At 74.0% G+C, this 19,981-nt stretch carries 15 protein-coding genes and 1 riboswitch; of the genes, 5 read left to right on the forward strand and 10 right to left on the reverse strand.

The window, feature by feature from the left end; all coding sequences use genetic code 11:
• Nucleotides 1-17: 17 nt before the first annotated feature.
• The 10 genes from cobM to ACFO3J_RS03345 all read right to left on the reverse strand — a co-directional run bounded on the left by cobM (nt 18) and on the right by ACFO3J_RS03345 (nt 13,882).
• Complete coding sequence (gene cobM / locus ACFO3J_RS03300; protein WP_386425926.1) at nt 18-818, reverse strand: precorrin-4 C(11)-methyltransferase; 801 nt, start codon at nt 816-818, stop codon at nt 18-20.
• Nucleotides 815-1,555: a precorrin-2 C(20)-methyltransferase gene (cobI, locus tag ACFO3J_RS03305; protein WP_386425928.1), complete on the reverse strand. Its 741-nt coding sequence runs from the start codon at nt 1,553-1,555 to the stop codon at nt 815-817. The genes cobM and cobI overlap by 4 nt, the downstream gene beginning before the upstream one ends.
• Nucleotides 1,540-2,898, reverse strand: a complete 1,359-nt coding sequence (locus ACFO3J_RS03310; protein ID WP_386425930.1) for a cobyrinate a,c-diamide synthase — start codon at nt 2,896-2,898, stop codon at nt 1,540-1,542. The genes cobI and ACFO3J_RS03310 overlap by 16 nt, the downstream gene beginning before the upstream one ends.
• On the reverse strand, nt 2,895-3,500 hold the full coding sequence (cobO, locus tag ACFO3J_RS03315; protein WP_386425931.1) for a cob(I)yrinic acid a,c-diamide adenosyltransferase: 606 nt from the start codon (nt 3,498-3,500) through the stop codon (nt 2,895-2,897). Before cobO ends, ACFO3J_RS03310 begins: the two co-directional genes overlap by 4 nt.
• Nucleotides 3,500-5,527, reverse strand: a complete 2,028-nt coding sequence (locus tag ACFO3J_RS03320) for a putative cobaltochelatase (protein ID WP_386425933.1) — start codon at nt 5,525-5,527, stop codon at nt 3,500-3,502. The genes cobO and ACFO3J_RS03320 overlap by 1 nt, the downstream gene beginning before the upstream one ends.
• Nucleotides 5,528-5,615: 88 nt before the next feature.
• Nucleotides 5,616-9,293 (reverse strand): cobaltochelatase subunit CobN, encoded by a 3,678-nt coding sequence (gene cobN, locus ACFO3J_RS03325; RefSeq protein ID WP_386425934.1) that lies wholly within the window; start codon nt 9,291-9,293, stop codon nt 5,616-5,618.
• A complete protein-coding gene (locus ACFO3J_RS03330; protein ID WP_386425936.1) occupies nt 9,290-10,795 on the reverse strand; it encodes a cobyric acid synthase in 1,506 nt (501 codons plus the stop codon). The genes cobN and ACFO3J_RS03330 overlap by 4 nt, the downstream gene beginning before the upstream one ends.
• The gene (locus ACFO3J_RS03335; protein WP_386425938.1) at nt 10,792-11,784 is read right to left on the reverse strand and encodes a cobalamin biosynthesis protein; all 993 of its coding nucleotides are present in this window, start codon (nt 11,782-11,784) and stop codon (nt 10,792-10,794) included. The genes ACFO3J_RS03330 and ACFO3J_RS03335 overlap by 4 nt, the downstream gene beginning before the upstream one ends.
• A 211-nt stretch (nt 11,785-11,995) precedes the next feature.
• A riboswitch (cobalamin riboswitch) is annotated at nt 11,996-12,124 on the reverse strand.
• Between the two features lie 222 nt (nt 12,125-12,346).
• Nucleotides 12,347-12,544, reverse strand: a complete 198-nt coding sequence (locus tag ACFO3J_RS03340; protein ID WP_386425939.1) for a hypothetical protein — start codon at nt 12,542-12,544, stop codon at nt 12,347-12,349.
• A 96-nt stretch (nt 12,545-12,640) separates the two neighbouring features.
• Entirely contained in the window at nt 12,641-13,882 is a 1,242-nt protein-coding gene (locus ACFO3J_RS03345; RefSeq protein WP_386425941.1) for an inorganic phosphate transporter, read from the reverse strand.
• A gap of 246 nt (nt 13,883-14,128) precedes the next feature.
• On the opposite strand from ACFO3J_RS03345, the gene ACFO3J_RS03350 reads away from it, so the two are divergent.
• The 5 genes from ACFO3J_RS03350 to ACFO3J_RS03370 all read left to right on the forward strand — a co-directional run bounded on the left by ACFO3J_RS03350 (nt 14,129) and on the right by ACFO3J_RS03370 (nt 19,974).
• Nucleotides 14,129-14,785, forward strand: a complete 657-nt coding sequence (locus tag ACFO3J_RS03350) for a class II aldolase/adducin family protein (protein ID WP_386425943.1) — start codon at nt 14,129-14,131, stop codon at nt 14,783-14,785.
• 145 nt (nt 14,786-14,930) lie between these two features.
• Complete coding sequence (locus ACFO3J_RS03355; protein ID WP_386425944.1) at nt 14,931-16,046, forward strand: alpha/beta hydrolase; 1,116 nt, start codon at nt 14,931-14,933, stop codon at nt 16,044-16,046.
• A gap of 65 nt (nt 16,047-16,111) precedes the next feature.
• On the forward strand, nt 16,112-17,503 hold the full coding sequence (locus ACFO3J_RS03360) for a hypothetical protein (protein ID WP_386425946.1): 1,392 nt from the start codon (nt 16,112-16,114) through the stop codon (nt 17,501-17,503).
• A gap of 235 nt (nt 17,504-17,738) precedes the next feature.
• Nucleotides 17,739-19,337: an ABC-F family ATP-binding cassette domain-containing protein gene (locus ACFO3J_RS03365; RefSeq protein WP_386425947.1), complete on the forward strand. Its 1,599-nt coding sequence runs from the start codon at nt 17,739-17,741 to the stop codon at nt 19,335-19,337.
• Between the two features lie 415 nt (nt 19,338-19,752).
• Nucleotides 19,753-19,974: a helix-turn-helix domain-containing protein gene (locus ACFO3J_RS03370; RefSeq protein WP_365384173.1), complete on the forward strand. Its 222-nt coding sequence runs from the start codon at nt 19,753-19,755 to the stop codon at nt 19,972-19,974.
• The last annotated feature ends 7 nt before the right edge of the window (nt 19,975-19,981 follow it).

Below are 19,981 nucleotides of genomic sequence, written 5' to 3' on the forward strand. Positions count from 1 at the left end.
CGGCGGCACTCGCGTCGTCAGCCACGGGACTCGCGCAGCTCACGCCGGGCCACCGGGTCGGCCCGCCGGAAGCCGTGGAAGTGACCGGGGTGGTAGAGATGCGAACGCGTCCCGGACGCCGACAGCGCGGGCCCGACCAGGAACAGCGTGTGCTTCCACAACTTGTGCGCCTTGACGGTCTCTTCGAGCGTGCCGATCTCACAGCGCAGCAGCAACTCCTCCGGCCAGGTCACCTGATGGGCGATCAGCACCGGTGTGTCCGTGGGGTATCCGCCCTCCAGCAGTTCCGTGGCGAGCTGCCCGGACCGGGCCGCGGACAGGAACACCGCCATCGTCGTACCGTGCCGGGCGAACTCCCGTACCTCCTCACCGGGCGGCATCGGCGTCTTGCCGCCGCCCAGCCGGGTCAGGATCACCGACTGCGCGACCTCCGGGATCGTCAGCTCCCGCCCGGCCAGCGCCGCGACCGCCGAGAAGGACGACACACCCGGCACGATCTCCACCTCGACGCCGAGCGCCGCGCAGCGGTCGACCTGCTCCTGCGTCCCGCCCCACAGCGACGGATCACCGGAGTGGATCCGCGCCACCCGCAGATCCTCCCGGCCGGCCCGCTCGTAGACCGCCACCACGTCCTCCAGCGACATCGTCGCCGAGTCCAGGATCTCCGCGCCCGGCCGGGCATGCTCCAGCACCTCGGCCTGCACCAGGCTCGCCGCCCAGATCACCACATCCGCGTCCGCGATGGCCCGCGCGGCCCGGAAGGTCAGCAGATCCGCCGCCCCCGGGCCGGCGCCCACGATCGTCACCTTGCCGCTCACAGCTTTCCTCCCCGGCCGCCGTCGCGCCGGGCGGGCGCGATCAGCGTCGACAGATAGGGCAGCGGCCCGTCCGGCAGGTCGGCCGCCGGACGGATCGACTCCTCCGGCAGCCCGAGCGAACTGCCCCACACCGCGCCCTCGATCCGCCCGGTCGCCCGCAGCGCCGCGGCCACCTCCGCCGCCAGCCGGCCGAACTTGTACGCCACCACCGTGCCCGGCCCCTCCAGCGCGTCCTTCAGCGCCTCGGCCCCCGCCGTCACCGGCACCAGCGTCAGCGGCTCGGTGCCCTCGGCCAGTACGGCCCCGCTGCGGGCGGCCAGATCCTGCATCGCGGTGATGCCCGGCACCGTCTCCACGGTCAACCGCTCCTCGCCGCCGAGCAGTCCGGACACCGTCGCGGCCAGATAGGTGAAGGTCGAGTACACATTGGGGTCGCCGATGGTGGCGAAGGCCACCGTGCCGTGCGTACGCAGCAGTTCGGCCACCCGCTCGCCCGCCGCGTCCCATGCCGCCTCCCGGCGGGCCCGGTCGGTGCGCTCGTTGAGGGCGAACACCACCCGTACGACGGCGGATTCGGGTACGTAGTGCCGTACGGTCGCCTCGGCGCGGCCGAGTTCACCGCTGTCCATCACGGGGACGACCACGGCGCCCGCGGCCCGCAGGACGCCCACGCCCTTCACCGTCACCAGTTCGGGGTCGCCGGGGCCGACCCCGACCCCGGTCAGTCGCATGGCCATCCGGCACACCTCTCGACGAAGCGCCGGGCCAGGGACGGCTCGGCGGCCCAGTGCACATGCAGGTACGAGGCATGCACGTTGTTCTCCGCGAAGCCCTCGGTACGGCGTTCGGGACGGGTAAAGCCCCAGGCGGGGCGGTCGCCCGCGCCCGGCTCCAGCCGGGTGCGGTGGAACTCGTGGCCGCGCAGCCGGGTGCCGGCCGGCGCCAGCACGCTGTCGCCGAGCGCCACGGCCTCCCGGTAGCCCAGGGTGAGGCGGTCGGACATGGCCGCGGTGGCGTCCAGCACCCCGCACATGGGGGCGCCGTCCACCTCCCGGCTCAGATAGAGCAGGCCGGCGCATTCCGCGGCGATCGGCCCCCGGAAGGCGGCGACCTCCTTGCGGAGACGGGTGTTGGCGCTCAACTCGGGTGCGTAGACCTCGGGAAAGCCGCCGCCGAGGACGATTCCGGCGGTCCCCTCGGGGAGCGTCTCGTCGCTGAGCGGATCGAAGGCGGCCAGCTCCGCTCCGGCGGCGGTGAGGAGTTCCGCCTGCTCCGGATAGGCGAAGGTGAAGGCCGGGCCGGCGGCGAGGGCGATCACGGGCGCGCGGCGCGGCGGGCTTCCCGCCGCTCCCGGGTCCCAGGGCGCCGCGTCGAGGGGCGGGGCCGTCCGGGCCAGCGCCAGCAGCCCTGCCAGGTCGCAGGACGCCCGCACCCGCGCCGCCGAGGCGCGGACCCAGTCGCGTGCCTGGGCGGCCCGCTCGGGCGCCGGGACGAGGCCCAGGTGACGGGAGGGCACATGGAGGTCGTCCGCGCGGTGCAGGGCGCCCAGGACGGGGACACCGGCCTCGTCGAGGGCGGCCCGGAGGATCTCCTCGTGGCGGGGCGAGCCGACCTTGTTGAGGATGACGCCGCCGAGGCGGACCTCCGGGTCCCAGGAGGCGAAACCGTGGACGAGGGCGGCGACCGAGCGGGCCTGCGAGGAGGCGTCCACCACCAGGACGACCGGCGCGCGCAGCAGTTTGGCGACCTGGGCGGTGGACGCCAGTTCGCCGTGCCCGGAGGCGCCGTCGAACAGCCCCATCACGCCTTCCACCACGGCCAGTTCACTGCCCGCCGCGCCGTGCAGGAAGAGCGGGGCGATGGCCCGCGTCCCGCACAGATAGGGGTCGAGATTGCGGCCCGGGCGGCCGGTGGCCAGCGCGTGGTATCCGGGATCGATGTAGTCCGGGCCGACCTTGTGCGGGGACACGGCGAGACCGCGCCCGGCGAAGGCCGCCATCAGGCCGGTGGCGACCGTGGTCTTGCCGCTGCCCGACGACGGCGCGGCGACCACCAGGCGCGGGACGGCGGCGGAGGTCACCACTCGATGCCCTTCTGGCCCTTCTGGCCCGCGTCCATGGGGTGCTTGACCTTGGACATCTCGGTGACGAGATCGGCGGCGTCGAGCAGTTCGGCCGGCGCGTTGCGGCCGGTGATCACCACGTGCTGGCTGCCCGGCCGGTCCCGCAGCACCGCCACCACCTCGGCGGTGTCCACCCAGCCCCAGTGCATCGGGTACGCGAACTCGTCCAGTACGTACAGCTGGTAGGTCTCGGCGGCCAGATCCCGCTTGACCTGCTCCCACCCCTCGCGGGCCGCCTCCTCGCTGTTCAGCTCCTGCTCGGCGGTCCGCTGGACCCACGACCAGCCCTCACCCATCTTGTGCCAGGCGACGGTGCCGCCCTCGCCGGAGGCGCCCAGCACCCGCAACGCCCGCTCCTCGCCGACCTTCCACTTCGCGGACTTGACGAACTGGAACACCCCGACCGGCCAGCCCTGGTTCCAGGCGCGCAGCGCCAGCCCGAACGCGGCTGTCGACTTGCCCTTGCCCACACCGGTATGCACGATCGTCAGCGGCCGGTTGCGGCGCTGACGGGTCGTCAGCCCGTCGTCCGGCACCGCACTCGGCTGTCCCTGCGGCATCAGGCGGCCCTCCGTACGTCTTTGACCAGCGCGGACACACTGTCCGCCCGCAACTCCCCGAGCGTCACCGCGAGCCCGGCCAACTCCTGTGCCAGCGCGCCCGCCAGGCCCAGCCGCACCGGTCCCGACTCGCAGTCCACCACGACCGCCGCGGTGCCGGAAGCGGCCAGCAGCCGGGCCGCGCGTGCGGCCAGTGCCACCGGTTCGCGACCGCCGGTCGCCCGGCCGTCGGTCACCACGACCAGCAGCGGGCGGCGCGAGGCGTCCCGCAACCGCTCGATCCGCAGCACCTCATGGGCCTTCAGCAGCCCGGCGGCCAGTGGCGTCCGGCCCCCGGTCGGCAGCTTCTCCAGCCGCGCGGCGCCGGTGTCCACCGAAGAGGTCGGCGGCAGCGCCAACTCGGCGCCGCTGCCCCGGAAGGTGATCAGCCCGACCTTGTCGCGCCGCTGGTACGCGTCCAGCAGCAGCGACAGCACCGCGCCCTTCACCGCGCCCATCCGCTGCCGCGCCGCCATCGAGCCCGACGCGTCCACCACGAACAGCACCAGATTGCCCTCACGGCCCTCCCGGACCGCCTGCCGCAGATCGTCCTCGCGGATCACCAGCCCGCGCCCCTCGCGGCCACGCGCCCGCTGGTGCGGCGCCGCCGCCTGGATGGTCGCCGCCAGGTGCAGCCTGCCCAGCGCGCCCTCGGGCCGGCGGGCCCCGGTGGTGCGGCCGTGCGCGGTCCGGGCCCGCGAGCGCCGGCCGGCGGCGCCCTCGCCGAGGCCCGGCACGGTCAGCGGGCGCGTCTTGTACGGCTGCGCCGCCGCGGCGGGCGGCTGGGTGTCCTGGGCGCCGCCGGCCGCCGCGGGGGAGGGCTCGGCGCCGCCGGAATCCGGGGCGGGGCCCTGTCCTGAGCCCGCCTCGGGGGCGTCCCCTGGTGACCGCCGCGGGGGCCCGCCCCCGTCGTCCGGGTCCTGCGGGCCCTCCGGGCCGCCGTCCGGGTCCGGGTCGGGATCGTCGCCGCCCTCGCCGCGCTCGCGCTCCAGCGTCTCGTCCAGCTTGTCCTCGTCCAGCCCCGGCGCGTCGAAGGGATTGCGGCGCCGCCGGTGCGGCAGCGCCAGCAGCGCGGCCTGCCGCACGTCCTCGGCCAGCACCACCGTCCGGCCCGCCCAGGCCGCCAGCGCGGTCGCGGTCCGCGCCATCACGATGTCGGCGCGCATCCCGTCCACCTCGAAGGCGGCGCAGGTGGCGGCGATCTGGCGCAGCGCGCTGTCGCCGAGGCGCACCTCGGGCAGCAACGACTGCGCGGCCAGGACGCGCCGGCGCACATCGGCCTCCTGCGCCGCCCACTTCGCCGCGAAGCCGGCCGGATCGGCGTCGTAGGCCAGCCTGCGGCGCACCACCTCCACCCGCTCGTCCGTCTCCCGGGACGCGGCGACCTCGACGGTCAGCCCGAACCGGTCCAGCAACTGCGGGCGCAGCTCGCCCTCTTCGGGGTTCATCGTGCCGACCAGCAGGAAGCGGGCGGCATGCCGCACGGACACGCCCTCCCGCTCGACGTAACTCGCCCCCATCGCCGCCGCGTCCAGCAGCAGGTCCACCAAGTGGTCGTGCAGCAGGTTCACTTCGTCGACGTACAGGATGCCGCGGTGCGCCGCCGCCAGCAGGCCCGGTTCGAAGGCCTTCACGCCCTCGGCGAGGGCCCGTTCGATGTCCAGCGCGCCGACCAGGCGGTCCTCCGAGGCCCCGACGGGCAGCTCCACCATCCGCGCGGGCCTGGCGGTGCCTTCGACCGCCGGGTCGTGCGGGCCGTCCGGACAGCCCGGGTCCGGCGCCGCCGGATCGCAGCTAAATCTGCAGCCGGGAATCACCGCGACCCGCGGCAGCAGCGTGGTCAGCGCCCGCACCGCCGTGCTCTTCGCGGTGCCCTTCTCCCCCCGGACCAGCACACCGCCGATCGCGGGACTCACCGCGTTCAGCAGCAGCGCCAGCCGCAGCTCTTCCTGCCCGACCAGCGCGCTGAACGGATACGGCGTACTCACGATCGGGCCTCGTCCTTCATCCAGGGGCGGCTGCCCGCCGCGTGCGTTCGGCCGGCGGAGGGATACCAAAGGGCAACGGCGACGTCCCTCATGCCTCCCCCTCCAGATCGCCCTCGAGCGCGAGGTAGGTCTCCCGGAGGCGGTCGAGGGTGGCGGGATCAGGCTCCGCCCACAGGCCGCGGTCGGCGGCTTCCAGCAACCGCTCGGTCACCCCGCGCAGCGCCCACGGGTTGGACTTCTTCATGAACTCCTGGTTCTCCGGGTCGAAGACGTACTCGGCGGCCAGCCGCTCGTACATCCAGTCGTCCACCACCCCGGCCGTCGCGTCGTAGCCGAAGAGGTAGTCGACGGTCGCGGCCATCTCGAAGGCGCCCTTGTAGCCGTGCCGCCGCATCGCCGCCATCCACTTCGGGTTGACCACCCGCGCCCGGAAGACGCGGTGGGTCTCCTCGCCGAGCGTCCGGGTGCGCACCTGGTCGGTCAGCGCGCTGTCGCCGATGTAGGCCTCCGGCGAGGTGCCGGTGAGATGGCGGACCATCGCCACCATCCCGCCGTGGTACTGGAAGTAGTCGTCCGCGTCGGCGATGTCGTGTTCCCTGGTGTCCACGTTCTTCGCCGCCACCTGGATCCGGCGGAACGCGGTCTCCATGTCGCCGCGCGCCGCGCGCCCGTCCAGCCCGCGGCCGTACGCGTAGCCGCCCCACACCGCGTAGACCTCGGCGAGGTCCGCGTCGGAGCGCCAGTTGCGGGCGTCGATGAGCGGCAGCAGGCCCGCGCCGTACGCGCCCGGCTTGGAGCCGAAGATCCGGGCGGTGGCGCGGCGGCGGTCGCCGTGGGCGGCGGTGTCCTCGTCGGCGTGCGCCCGGACGTAGTTGGTCTCGGCGGGCTCGTCGAGTTCGGCGACGGCGCGTACCGCGTCGTCCACCAGGGCGACCACGTGCGGGAAGGCGTCGCGGAAGAAGCCGGAGATGCGGACGGTGACGTCGATCCGGGGGCGGCCCAGCTCCTGCGGCGGGACGATCTCGAAGCCGGTGACCCGGCGGGAGGCGTCGTCCCACAGTGGGCGGCAGCCCAGCAGGGCCAGGATCTCCGCGATGTCGTCGCCCTGGGTGCGCATGCAGGAGGTGCCCCACACCGTCAGGCCGACCGACGCGGGGTAGGCGCCGGTGTCCGCGAGGTGCCGGGCCAGCAGCGAGTCCGCCAGGGCGGTGCCGACGTCCCAGGCGAGCCGGGAGGGAATGGCCTTGGGGTCGACGGAGTAGAAGTTGCGGCCGGTGGGCAGCACGTTGACCAGGCCGCGGGTGGGGGAACCGGACGGGCCGGCCGGGACGTAACCGCCGCGCAGCGCCCGTACGATGTGGTCGATCTCGTCGGTGGTACGCACCAGCCGGGGTACGAGTTCGGTCGCGGCGAACTCCAGCACCCGCACCGCGTCCGGGACGTCGCGTCCGCCCAGCGCGCCGCGCACCACGTCCCCGGCCGCGCCGGGCGCCCAGTCGGCCGCCTCCATCGCCTCGGCGAGCCGCCGCGCCAGCAGCTCCAGCAGGTCCACCGTGTCGGAGGCGGTACGGGCCGGGCCGTCGGCGAGGGCGGTCAGCGCCTCCGGGACGGCCACCCGCGCGCCCGGCTCGGCCAGCAACTCCTTCTCCACCAGGCCGAAATGCTCGGCGAGCGCGGCCCGCAGCCCGGGGAACGCCGCGCCCACCCCGCCCCACACCTGGGCCGAACGCAGCACCGCCAGCACCAGGTTGACCCGCGGTTCGCGGACCGGGCCGTCGCCGAGGACATGCAGGCCGTCCCGGATCTGGACATCCTTGATCTCGCACAGCCAGCCGTCGACATGCAGCACGAAGTCATTGAAGTCGTCCTCGCCGGGCTGCTCCTCCACCTGCAGGTCGTGATGGAGTTCCGCGGCCCGCACCAGGGTCCAGATCTGGCTGCGGATCGCCGGTGCCTTGGTGGGGTCGAGGTCGTTCACCATGGCGTACTCGTCGAGGAGCTGCTCCAGCTTGGCCAGGTCGCCGTAGGAGTCGGCGCGCGCCATCGGGGGCACCAGATGGTCCACCACGGTGGCGTGGCCGCGCCGCTTGGCCTGGGTGCCCTCACCGGGGTCGTTGACGATGAAGGGGTAGATCAGCGGCAGTTCACCGAGGACGGCGTCGGGCGCGCAGCCCGCGGACAGCCCGAGGCCCTTGCCGGGCAGCCACTCCATGGTGCCGTGCTTGCCGAGGTGGACGATCGCGTCGGCGCCGAAACCGCCGTCCTCCGGCCGGGTCTCCAGCCAGCGGTACGCCGCCAGATAGTGGTGCGAGGGCGGCATGTCGGGGTTGTGGTAGATCGCGATCGGGTTCTCGCCGAAGCCGCGCGGCGGCTGGATCATGATGACCACGTTGCCGAACCGCAGCGAGGCCAGCACGATGTCCGAGCCGTCCACGTAGAGCGAACCCGGCGGCTCACCCCAGTGCGCCAGCATTCCGGCCCGCAACTCCTCGTCCAGCGTGGCGAACCAGCGCCGGTAGTCGGCCAGCGGGACCCGGGCCGGCGCGGTGGCCAGCTGTTCCTCGGTGAGCCACTCCACGTCGTGGCCGCCGGCCGCGATCAGCCGGTGGATCAGCTCGTCGCCGTCCTCCGGGAATTCACCGGTGGTGTAGCCGGCGTCGCGCAGCGCGCGCAGCAGCCCCACGGCCGAGGCGGGCGTGTCGAGGCCGACCGCGTTGCCGACCCGGGAGTGCTTGGTCGGGTAGGCGGTGAAGACCAGGGCGATGTGCTTGCCCGCGTTGGGCTTGTGCTTCAGCGCGGCGTGCCGGACGGCGATGCCGGCCACCCTGGCCGCCCGCTCCGGGTCGGCCGCATAGACGGGGACATCGCCCTCGCCGGTCTCCTTGAAGGAGAAGGGCACGCTGATCAGCCGCCCGTCGAACTCCGGGATCGCCACCTGCATCGCCGCGTCCATGGGGGACAGCGCGGCGTCCGACTCCTGCCAGGTCTTGCGGGAGGAGGTCAGGCACAGGCCCTGGACGATCGGCACGTCCAGCTCGGCGAGCGCGCCGATGTCCCAGGCCTCGTCGTCGCCGCCCGCGGTCGCCGCCGAGGCGACGGTGCCGCCGGACGCCAGTACCGTCGTCACGATCGCGTCGGCCCGGCCCAGCAGCTCGTACAGCCCGTCGTCCGCGTTGCGGAGCGAACCGCAGTACACCGGCAGGGCGTTGGCGCCCTTCGCCTCGATCGCCTCGCACAGGGTGTCGACGAAGGCGGTGTTCCCCGACAGTTGGTGCGCCCGGTAGAAGAGGACCGCGACCGTCGGCCGGCCGCTCTCGTCCGCGTAGCCGCCGTGCACGCCGAACTCCGGCATCGCGTGCGGCGGTTCGAAGCCCTCGCCGCTCATCAGCACCGTGTCGGACAGGAAGCGGGCGAGTTCGGCGAGGTTGGCCGGGCCGCCCTCGACCAGATAGCGCAGTGCCTGCGCCACCACCCCGGCCGGCACGGACGACAGCCCCATCAGCTCGGCGTCCGGCACCGATTCGCCGCCGAGCAGCACGGTCGGCACGCCGGAGGCGGCCAGCACATCGAGCCCGCGCTCCCAGGTGCGCCGCCCGCCCAGCAGCCGGACGACGGCCAGATCGGCGCCGTCCAGCAGCGCGGGCAGCTCGGTGTCCGGGTCCACCCGCGACGGGTTGCCGATCCGGTACGCGGCCCCGGCCGAACCGGCCGCGCGGGCCGCCAGCAGATCGGTGTCGGCGGTGGACAGCAGCAGAACGGTGGTCATGGTGCCCCCGGTGCGATGAAGGGGAGGCCGGCGGGCGCGCCGTCCTCGATGAGCCGCAGCAGCGCGGCGGTGTCCATGTGCTCCTCGACCAGATCGCCGAGCCGGTCCAACTGCTCCTCGCGCAGCGCCTCGAAGACGGTGTCCGGCGCCGGGACGAAGCGCCGGCCGGCCGTCGCGGCCACCTCCCGCAGGAACGCCCGGCGGAAGCCGTCGCTCTCCAGCGAGCCGTGCCAGTGGGTGCCCCACACCGCGCCGACCCGGCAGCCGTCCAGGAACGCCTCGCCCCCACCGGTCCGTTCGGCCACGCCGTGGTGGATCTCGTATCCGGCCACCGGCTCGCCGTAGGCGCTGCCGTCCGGACGCGCCAGCGTCTTCTCGACGGCGAACCGTATCCGGACCGGCAGCAGTCCGAGGCCCGGGACCGTACCCGCCTTCGACTCCACCTCGTCCTCGACGCGTTCGGCGAGCATCTGGTAGCCGCCGCAGATCCCCAGCACCGGACGGCCGCGCGCCGCCCGCTCCTCGACGGCTCGCGCCAGGCCCCGGGCCCGCAGCCACTCCAGGGCCCTGACGGTGCCCCGGGTGCCCGGCAGCACCACCAGATCGGCGTCCGCCATCTCCTCCGGGCGGTCCACGAACCGTACGACGACGCCCGGTTCGGCGGCGAGCGCGTCCAGGTCGGTGAAGTTGGACATCAGCGGGACCGCGGCGACCGCGACCCGCAGCAGATCCTCGCCGTGCGGCGTGCCCGCGGCGCTGTCCCGAACGGCGCCGCGGACCGGGACGCGCAGGCCGTCCTCCTCGTCGATGCCGAGGCCGTGCGTGTACGGCAGGACGCCGAGGGTCGGGCGGCCGGTGAGCCCGCGCAGCATGTCCAGGCCGGGCTGGAGCAGGGCCGGGTCGCCGCGGAACTTGTTGACGACATAGCCGCAGACCAGGGCCTGGTCCTCGGCGGAGAGCAACGCGGTCGTACCGAAGAAGGAGGCGAAGACGCCGCCGCGGTCGATGTCGCCGACGATCAGGGTCGGCAGGGCGGCCCGGCGGGCCAGCGCCATGTTCACGATGTCGGTACGGCGCAGATTGATCTCGGCCGGGCTGCCGGCGCCCTCGCAGATGACGGCGTCGTACGTCGACCCCAGCTCCTCCAGGCACCCCACCACGGTGTCCAGCAACTCCCGCTGCCTGCCGCCGTGATAGCCCCGCGCGCTCAACTCGCCCACCGGCTTGCCCAGCACGATCACCTGGCTGCTCCGGTCGCTGCCCGGCTTCAGCAGCACCGGGTTCATCAGCGCCGACGGCTCCACCCGGGCGGCCTGCGCCTGCATCGCCTGCGCCCGCCCGATCTCGGCGCCCTGCCGGGTCACGAAGGAGTTCAGCGACATGTTCTGGCCCTTGAACGGCGCGACCCGTACCCCTCGGCGCACCAGGAACCGGCAGATCCCGGCGGTCAGCACGCTCTTCCCGGCGTCGCTCGTCGTCCCGGCGACCAGCAGGCCCTTCACCGGACACCTCCGGGCAGCGCGACCGGCCGCGCGCGGTCCGGCCGGCCCGCCGCGGCGGCGGCCGACAGGCCCACCGACACGGCGATCGAGACGGCCAGGGCCAGCGCGCCGACCCGGCGGGACAGGCGGATCGCCCGGGAGATGTCGGCGGCGGCCGGCGGGGGGAAGGACGCGCCCAGCACCGGGCGGTGCTCGACCCGGCCCGCGTACGACAGCGTGCCGCCCAGCCGCAGGCGCAGCGCGCCCGCGAAGGCCGCCTCGACGGGGCCGGCGTTGGGGCTTGGATGGGACGCGGCGTCGGCCCGCCAGGTGCGCACCGCGGAGCGGGGGTGGCCGCCGGCCGCCGCGGCCAGCGCGGCGGTGAGCCGCGCGCCGGGGTAGCCGAGCAGGTCGTCCAGCCGGGCGCCGGCCCAGCCGAAGCGCAGATAGCGGGGGGACTTGTGCCCGACCATCGCGTCCAGGGTGTTGGCCGCGCGGAAGCCGGCCAGACCGGGCACCCCGCCCAGCGCGCCCCACACCAGCGCGCCCACCACCGCGTCGGAGGTGTTCTCGGCGACCGACTCCACCACCGCCCGGGCGATCCCGTCCGCGTCCAGCGCCCGCGGGTCCCGTCCGCACAGATGAGGCAGCCGCTCGCGCGCCGCGGCGAGATCCCCCGCCTCCAGCGCCGCCGCGATCGCCCGTGCCTCCCGGGCCAGTGAACTCCCGCCCAGCACCGACCAGGTGACCGCCGCGGTCAGCCCGACGGACAGCGCGGGGGAGGAGGCCACCGCGCGCCGCGCCACGGCAGCCGCGGCCACCGCGCCTCCGGCGCACAGCGCCGCGTACACCGCGCCGCTGCCCCGGTCGTCCCGCCACATCCGCCGCTCCAGCGCGCCCGCCGCCCGCCCGAACCCGGCGACGGGATGGCCGCGACGCGGATCACCGACGACGAGATCGGCGAGAAAACCGAGAGCGGCGCCGTACCCGAACACACGATCGGCACGCATCCTCAGGCCGCCGTCGCACTCCGGAGGGAAGGACCCCGGAACCGTCGGGCAGCCGGAGGGTGCGCGACGGCGGTACGGGCACCGCGCGCTATGCGGGGAATACCGGGAATACCGGGAATACGGGGAACGCCGGGAACACGTATGCGTGGGCCGGTCATGGCAGAAGTCCTCACTCAGGGTCCGCGCCCTGGCTCGACGTGACCGGCGGTGAGAGTCTCCTGGCTCCCGGATCTACGCACTCCCGGTCTTCCAGCCGGAAAACCGGCCGTGACGTACGGGTTGGGAGTGCACTCCCCGGTGACAGTGGCGGGACCGCGCCGGATTCGCACCGGACTTCCTCTCCTGCCGCCGTATGGCTCCCGGAAGTTCACCATGCCCGCCATACCCCGTCAACTCGCCCTTGACCTGCGCCGACGCAATGTGGCGAGGTCCACAGCGGGCGGCCGGCGGCCGGGCCGGGGGCGGTCCGCCGGGCCCGGGGACCAACTCCCGCCGGTGCCTTGCCTGATCAGCGCACGGGTCAGGGCCTCGGTGGGCCGCCCGGCGGCGTCCCGGCCGGGCCTCAGCCCACGATCAGGTCGATGCCGTACGCGACCGCCGCCGCGCAGGCGGCGAAGCAGAGACACGCGCCGGTACGGCTCCAGGCGGCGGACTGCCGGGACAGCCCGACGACGCCGAGGGTGAAGACGCCGACCAGGCCGACCGTCGCGACGAGGGTGACCGCCAGGACGGTGCCGAGGGCGTGCCAGTCGATGCTCATCAGGGATCCTTGCCGAAGAAGGGCCGAGAAGGGTTCGTAACGCCCACGACGCCCGCGAAGTGCCGGGGCCCGGGTGGCTCGGGTGGCCCGGGCGGCTCAGGCCGTGGTGGGCCGGGAAGCGGGGGAGACCGGGGCCGGGGTCTGTGCCTGGACCGAGCCGGCGCCCCCGGCCTGACCCGCCGCGCCCGCGGCCGGGACCACTGCCGTAATGGTCCCGGTCACCGCTCCCTCCGGCCGCGGGTCGTTGACGTTCGCGTGGGTGACCGGCCGGCGCCGGGCCACCGTCCACACCGTGCCGCAGGCGGCGAGGGCCAGCACCGCGACCGCGGCCACTCCCCAGTCCCCCCGGTCGGCCAGCAGCGCCGCGCCCGCCGCGACCAGCCCGGCGGCCGGCAGCGTCAGCCCCCACGCGGCGGCCATCCGGCCCGCGGTGCTCCACCGCACCACCCCGCCGCGCCGCCCCAGCCCGGCGCCCATCACCGCGCCGGAGCAGACCTGCGTGGTGGACAGCGCGAAGCCGAGGTGGGAGGAGGTCAGGATGGTGACCGCGGCGCCGGTCTGCGCGCTGAAGCCCTGCTGCGGCTCGATGTCGGTCAGGCCGTGGCCCATGGTGCGGATGATCCGCCAGCCGCCCAGATACGTCCCCAGCGCGATCGCGGTGCCGGCCGAGACGATCACCCACAGCGGCGGGTCGGAGTGCGGGGCGACGGCGCCGCCGGTGATCAGCGCCAGCGTGATGACGCCCATCGTCTTCTGCGCGTCGTTGGTGCCGTGGGCCAGCGAGACCAGGGCCGCCGAGGCGATCTGCCCGGCGCGGTAGCCCTTGGCGGTGGCGGCCGGATCGGCGCGGCGGCCCAGCCGGTAGCTGAGCCGGGTGGCGAGCGTCGCGGCCAGCCCTGCCACCACCGGCGCGGCCACCGCCGGGACGATCACCTTCATGACCACCGCGTCGCCGTTGACCCCGTGCGTCCCGACCGCGACCAGCGTCGCGCCGATCAGGCCGCCGAACAGCGCGTGCGAGGAACTCGACGGCAGTCCGGCCAGCCAGGTCAGCAGATTCCACAGGATCGCGCCCACCAGCCCGGCGAAGATCACCTCGGGCCGTACGCCGGCCGACTCGTCCACGATGCCGCCGGAGATGGTCCTGGCGACCTCGACCGACAGGAAGGCGCCGACCAGGTTGAGGACGGCGGACATGCCCACCGCCGTCCGGGGCCCCATCGCCCCGGTCGAGATGGTGGTGGCCATCGCGTTCGCGGTGTCGTGGAAGCCGTTCGTGAAGTCGAAAACGAGGGCGGTGGCGACCACGATTCCGATCAGGAGCGTGATGTGTTCCATGGACCTGGATTCGGTGGATCGGGCAGGGGCGAGCCGAACGTACGGATCTTTGATGAACGGAAGATGAACTGTCGCCGTACGTGAGGTGCTGAGATGTCCGGAAGCTGAACGGGATGTCAAGCGGAACCGATCATGGGCGGTCGGCCCGGTGAATCCGCCCCGTCCGGTCGCCGACCGGCCGGGCCCCGCATAATGCCCCTGCGATGGCGCGAGATCCCCGGCGAGCGACGAGCGAGGTGGCCGACGATGCACGACGCGGTGCAGGACGCGGTGGAGAAGGCCTGGTCGGACGTGGTGGACACGGCCCGCCGCACGGTGACCGACGGACTGGTCGTCGGCACCTCCGGCAATGTCTCCGCCCGGGTCGGCGATCTGGTGCTGATCACCCCGACCGGCGTCCCGTACCACCGCCTGGGCCCGGACGACGCGGTCGCCGTGGACCTCGACGGACGGCAGGTGCGCGGCGAGCTGCGGCCCAGCAGCGAGCTGCCCATGCATCTGGCCGTATACCGTCGGACACCGGCCCGGACGATCGTGCACACCCACGCGCCGCACGCCACCGCCGTCTCCGCGCTGGTGGACAAGCTGCCCAACATCCACTACATGGCCGGCGCGATGGGCGGCCAGATCCACGTCGCCCGCTACGCGCTGTACGGCACCGAGGAACTCGCCGGCGCGGTCCTCAAGGCGCTGGGCGACCGGACCGGCTGCCTGATGCGCAACCACGGCACCCTCGTCCACGCCGACACGCTCGACCGGGCCTACGACCACACCGCGCAGCTGGAGTGGATGTGCCGGGTGTGGCTGCTGGCCCGGGCCGCCAACGACACCTCCCCGCGCACCCTGTCCCAGCGGGACATCACCCGCGCGGCGGCCAAGCTCAAGGGGTACGGGCAGGACTGAGCCGGGGCCCGCGCCCAGCAGGGACGCGGGGAGCGCGATCGGCGCCCGCCACCCCGAACCACCTCCCCTACCCCGTTTCCCGCCGCCCCACCCAACCCTCGTCTCCCCCTGGCAGCCGCGCCGCCGACCGCTCACACTGGAGGGGATGCGCCTTCGAACCGCGGTGGCCCTGACGGCCACCACCTTGGTGGGTGCCGGTACGGCCGCGCTGGCGGCCGGCCGGTACGGATCCGCGTTCGCCCTCAAGCCGTCGGTCGCCGGACCCGCGCCCGGGGCCCTGATCCGGGTGCGGGCCGTCACCCGTGACCAGGTCACCCTGGACCGCACCGAGTCCTCCGCCCGGCCCGGTGTGTACGGCCTGGCCGGCATCGGCGTGCACGCCACCGTCGGCCGGGTGGTCGGCCAGGACACGCGGGTGGTCACCCGCCGGCTGCTGCGGGTCGACAAGGGCGTACTGGGCGTCGGCACCTTCGTCCGGGTCACCTCGCAGGTCTATACGGGCGACCCGACCAGCGCGCTCGCCCTGGACTACGCCGACGTGCGGGTGCGCGGCGAACTCGGCGCGCTGCCCGCCTGGTTCGTGCCCGGCGCACGGGCCACCTGGGTGATCGCCGTGCACGGTGTGGGCGCCACCCGCGAGGACACCCTGAACGTGCTGCCGATCCTGCACCGCTTCGGCTTCCCGGTGCTCGTACCGGCCTATCGCAACGACCCCGGCGCCCCCGCCTCGCCCGACCGGATCGGCCACCTGGGCGAGACCGAGTGGCGCGACCTGGACGCGGCCATGCGCTACGCCCGGGACCGAGGCGCGGAGCGGATCGTGCTCTACGGCTGGTCCAGCGGCGCCACCATGGCGCTGCGCGCCCTGCACCAGTCGCCGGTGCGGGACCGGGTCGCCGGACTCGTCCTGGACTCGCCGGTGCTCGACTGGCGGTCCACGGTACGGGCCGCGGTCACCCAGCACCGGCTGCCCGGACTGCTCACGCCGCTGGCGGTGCGCGCCGCCGAGGGCCGGACCGGACAGCACGGCGCCCGCCACGCCGAGGCCGTCGAGCCGGAGCGGCTGACCGTGCCCACTCTGCTCATCCACGGGCCCGACGACACCTTCGCCTCCTTCGAGGACACCCGGGAGCTGGCCGAGCGGCGGCCCGAGCTCGTCGCCCTGCACACGGTGCCCGGCGCCCCGCACGCCGCCATGTGGAACGTCGATCCCGACGGCTACGAGGAGACGCTGCGGCGGTTTCTGACCCCGCTCATGTGAGCGCTGGCCGGGGTGCGGACCGGTCCCGTTTGGGATTCCGGGCACTGAGCGGCGAGACTGCTCCAGTGACGTCCCGTAGCCCGCGAGACACTCCGCTCCGCATCGTCCCCCGCCGGCCGCTCACCGCCGCCCGCAGGACCGCCACGACGCGCAGGCCCAGACCTCCGCGCCCCCCTGAGGGCACGCCCTCGGTGCCCGACCTCGCCCGGCTGGCCCGGATCGAACTCGGCGCCGCCGTACGGCTCGCCCGCTGGGCCGGCACCGGCCCGGGCACCGCGGGGCCGACCGGCATACTCGACGACGCCACCCTCAAGGAGGCAGCGGACGCCCTGGACTTGACGCCGGGCCAGATCCGTACCGCCTGGGACCGGGCCCGGTTGGCCGGTCTGATCGAACTGCACGGCGGCGCCGCCCGGCCAGGCTGGCGGCTGCGCGCCTGGGACAACGACGACACGGCGGTGCTGCGCGGCTGGGTCGCGCTCTTCGACGCCTGGTCGCTGGCGCACCCCTTCCGGCTTGGCGGCGACACGGCCCAGACACCGGGATCCTCCGGTCCCGACGCGGCGCTGGTCGCCGAAGTCATCGAGGCCGCACCGCAGTTGCTCTCCTTCCTGCACCTGTCGAACGGCCCGGTGCCGATCGAGATCCTGCTGGACCTGCTGCGCCAGCGCGTCGCCGAACTCCGCTCCGAGCGCCACGAACCGCCCACCGACGGCGCCCACGACCCGCTGCCCGCGCTGCTCGACTGGACCCTGGAGGCGGCCGCCCTCGTCGGCGCGCTCGGCCCGCGCGATCCGCGCCGCCCGGACGAGGTGGCGCTGACCCCGCTGGGCAGTTGGGCGGTCTGGGTCAAGCTGGAGCAGATCTGCGTGGCCGCCCAGGGCCCGGCCGGGCACATGGAGCAGTCCGCCGAGACGATGCTGCGCGCCTGCGCCCGCCTGTCCCCGGGCCCGGCCCGCGCCGAGTACCGCGCCTGGCTGGCGGCCCGTCCGATCGCCCCCGCCGTCGCCGAACTCCTGGAGACCGCCCGCGGCGACGACGCCCTGCTGCGCGGCCTGGCCTTCGAGGCGCTGCGGGTGGTCGGCGATCCGGCCGAGGCCGCGGTACGGGCCGGGGTGGACGAGCCGGTGCTCCGGCCGTACGCGGTGCTGTGGCTGGCCGAGCACGGCGGCGGCGATCCGGACGACGCCACCGGGCTGCTGACCCGCGAGGAGGCCACCTGGCTGTGGGTGGACACCGCGGCGGCCGTCGCCGACCACGGCGAGGACCACCTGCTGGTGAGCCATCTGGAGACGGCCGTGCAGGGCTCGGTCCCCGGCCTGCTGGAAGAGGTCCGCAACGTCGGGCACCCGCGGACCGTGCAGGTCCTGGTCGCCCTGGCCGCCGCCCATCCCGACCCGGCGGTGGCCAAGGCGATGCGCAGGGCCGCGTTCCAGGTGCACACCGGGGAGGCGTGAGGGCCGGACGCCCGGCGGCGGCCCGCCCCGGCCCGGCCGGCGGTGTCGCGGGCCCTGTCGCGGCGGTCCGTCCCGCCCGCCCGGTGCGGCCGGCCGCGGTCCGCACCCGGGGCCCGGCACATCGGTTGCCGGACCCCAGTAGAATGGCGGCATGGCAGTTTTCCTCCTCGATTAGCCGCGGCGTGCCACCTCGACGCCCCCTGACCGTCGTCCGCATCGCCCTGGAGCTTTTCCCGTGATCACTGCCACCGGTATCGAATTGCGCGCCGGCGCCCGCATCCTCATCGAGTCCACCTCCTTCCGTGTCGCCAAGGGCGACCGCATCGGCCTGGTCGGCCGCAACGGAGCCGGCAAGACCACCCTGACCAAGGTGCTGGCCGGCGAGGGCCAGCCCGCCGCCGGCAGCGTGACGTGCAGCGGCGAGGTCGGCTACCTCCCGCAGGACCCGCGCACCGGCGACCTGGAGACCCTCGCCAGCGACCGCATCCTGTCCGCCCGCGGCCTCGACACCGTCCTGCGCAAGATGCGGGAGAACGAGGAGCGGATGGCCAACGGGAAGGGCGCCACCCAGGCGAACGCGATGAAGAAGTACTCGCGCCTGGAAACGGAGTTCCTGACCAAGGGCGGTTACGCCGCCGAGGCCGAGGCCGCCACCATCGCCGCCGCGCTGGGCCTGCCCGACCGGGTGCTCGGCCAGCAGCTGCACACCCTGTCCGGCGGCCAGCGCCGCCGGGTCGAGCTGGCCCGGATCCTGTTCTCGGACGCCGACACCCTGCTGCTGGACGAGCCGACCAACCACCTCGACGCCGACTCCATCGCCTGGCTGCGCGACTACCTGAAGACGTACCGCGGCGGATTCATCGTCATCTCCCACGATGTGAACCTCATCGAGACGGTCGTCAACAAGGTCTTCTATCTCGACGCCAACCGGTCCCAGATCGATGTCTACAACATGGGCTGGAAGCTTTATCAGCAGCAGCGCGAAGCCGACGAGAAGCGCCGCAAGCGCGAGCGGGCGAACGCCGAGAAGAAGGCCTCCGCGCTGAATACCCAGGCCGACAAGATGCGTGCGAAGGCCACCAAGACCGTCGCCGCGCAGAACATGGCACGGCGCGCGGAGAAGCTGCTGGCCGGGCTGGAGGCGGTCCGCGCCTCCGACAAGGTCGCCAAACTGCGCTTCCCCGATCCCGCGCCCTGCGGCAAGACCCCGCTGATGGCCTCCGGGCTGTCGAAGTCCTACGGCTCGCTGGAGATCTTCACCGACGTCGACCTGGCCATCGACCGCGGCTCCCGGGTGGTCATCCTCGGTCTCAACGGCGCCGGCAAGACCACGCTGCTGCGCCTGCTGGCCGGGGTGGAGAAGGCCGACACCGGCGAGGTCACCCCCGGGCACGGCCTCAAGCTGGGCTACTACGCCCAGGAGCACGAGACGCTCGACCCGCAGCGGACGGTGCTGGAGAACATGCGGTCCTCCGCGCCCGACACCGACCTGGCCGAGATCCGCAAGATCCTCGGCTCCTTCCTGTTCTCCGGCGACGACGTGGACAAGCCGGCCGGTGTGCTGTCCGGCGGTGAGAAGACCCGGCTGGCACTGGCCGCGCTGGTGTCCTCCAGCGCCAATGTGCTGCTGCTGGACGAGCCCACCAACAACCTCGACCCGGCCAGCCGTGAGGAGATCCTGGGCGCGCTGCACACCTTCACCGGCGCGGTGGTCCTGGTGACCCACGACGAGGGCGCGGTGGAGGCCCTCCAGCCGGAGCGGATCATCCTGCTGCCGGACGGGGTCGAGGACCTGTGGAGCCAGCACTACGTGGATCTGGTGGCCCTGGCGTGACGGTCGGGCCGGTGTGAGGGTGGCGCCGGCCCGAGGACCGCGGGGCCCCGGCGGTCCCCCGGCGGTCGGATGATCATGTCGATTGGATCATTCGGCCCATCGGTGATCCTTCATCTGTATGAGTCCGGCTGGTACCGGTGCCGCGGGGCCCCGCGGCACCGCCGGAGCCGGTGATCAGTGGTGTGACGTCGGTGAACTCCTTACCGACCACTCCTGACCTGCCAGTATTCTCCGGGGTCCGGACCCCCGCCGGAATGCCGGCGGCGCGAATTTCCCGCCGCGCCCGTTCCGGAGCCGCTTTCCCGGCATTCAGCGGGCGAATGTCCCGCGATCGACCTTGTCGAATGGGTGGCCAGGAACGCGCCGAGGGGTGATCATGAGAGTTCCATAGCGCACTTCCCTAGAGGAGGCACGGGTGGCCGAGACTCTGAAGAAGGGCAGCCGGGTAACCGGCGCCGCGCGCGAGAAGCTCGCGGCGGACCTGAAGAAGAAGTACGACTCCGGTGCGAGTATCCGGGCGCTGGCCGAAGAGACCGGCCGCTCCTACGGATTCGTGCACCGGATGCTCAGTGAGTCCGGCGTGACCCTGCGAGGGCGCGGCGGCGCGACACGGGGCAAGAAGGCCGCTGCCGCCTGACCCCGCG

It is taken from the genome of Streptomyces polygonati (assembly GCF_042650325.1).
GTDB classification, from domain to species: domain Bacteria; phylum Actinomycetota; class Actinomycetes; order Streptomycetales; family Streptomycetaceae; genus Actinacidiphila; species Actinacidiphila polygonati.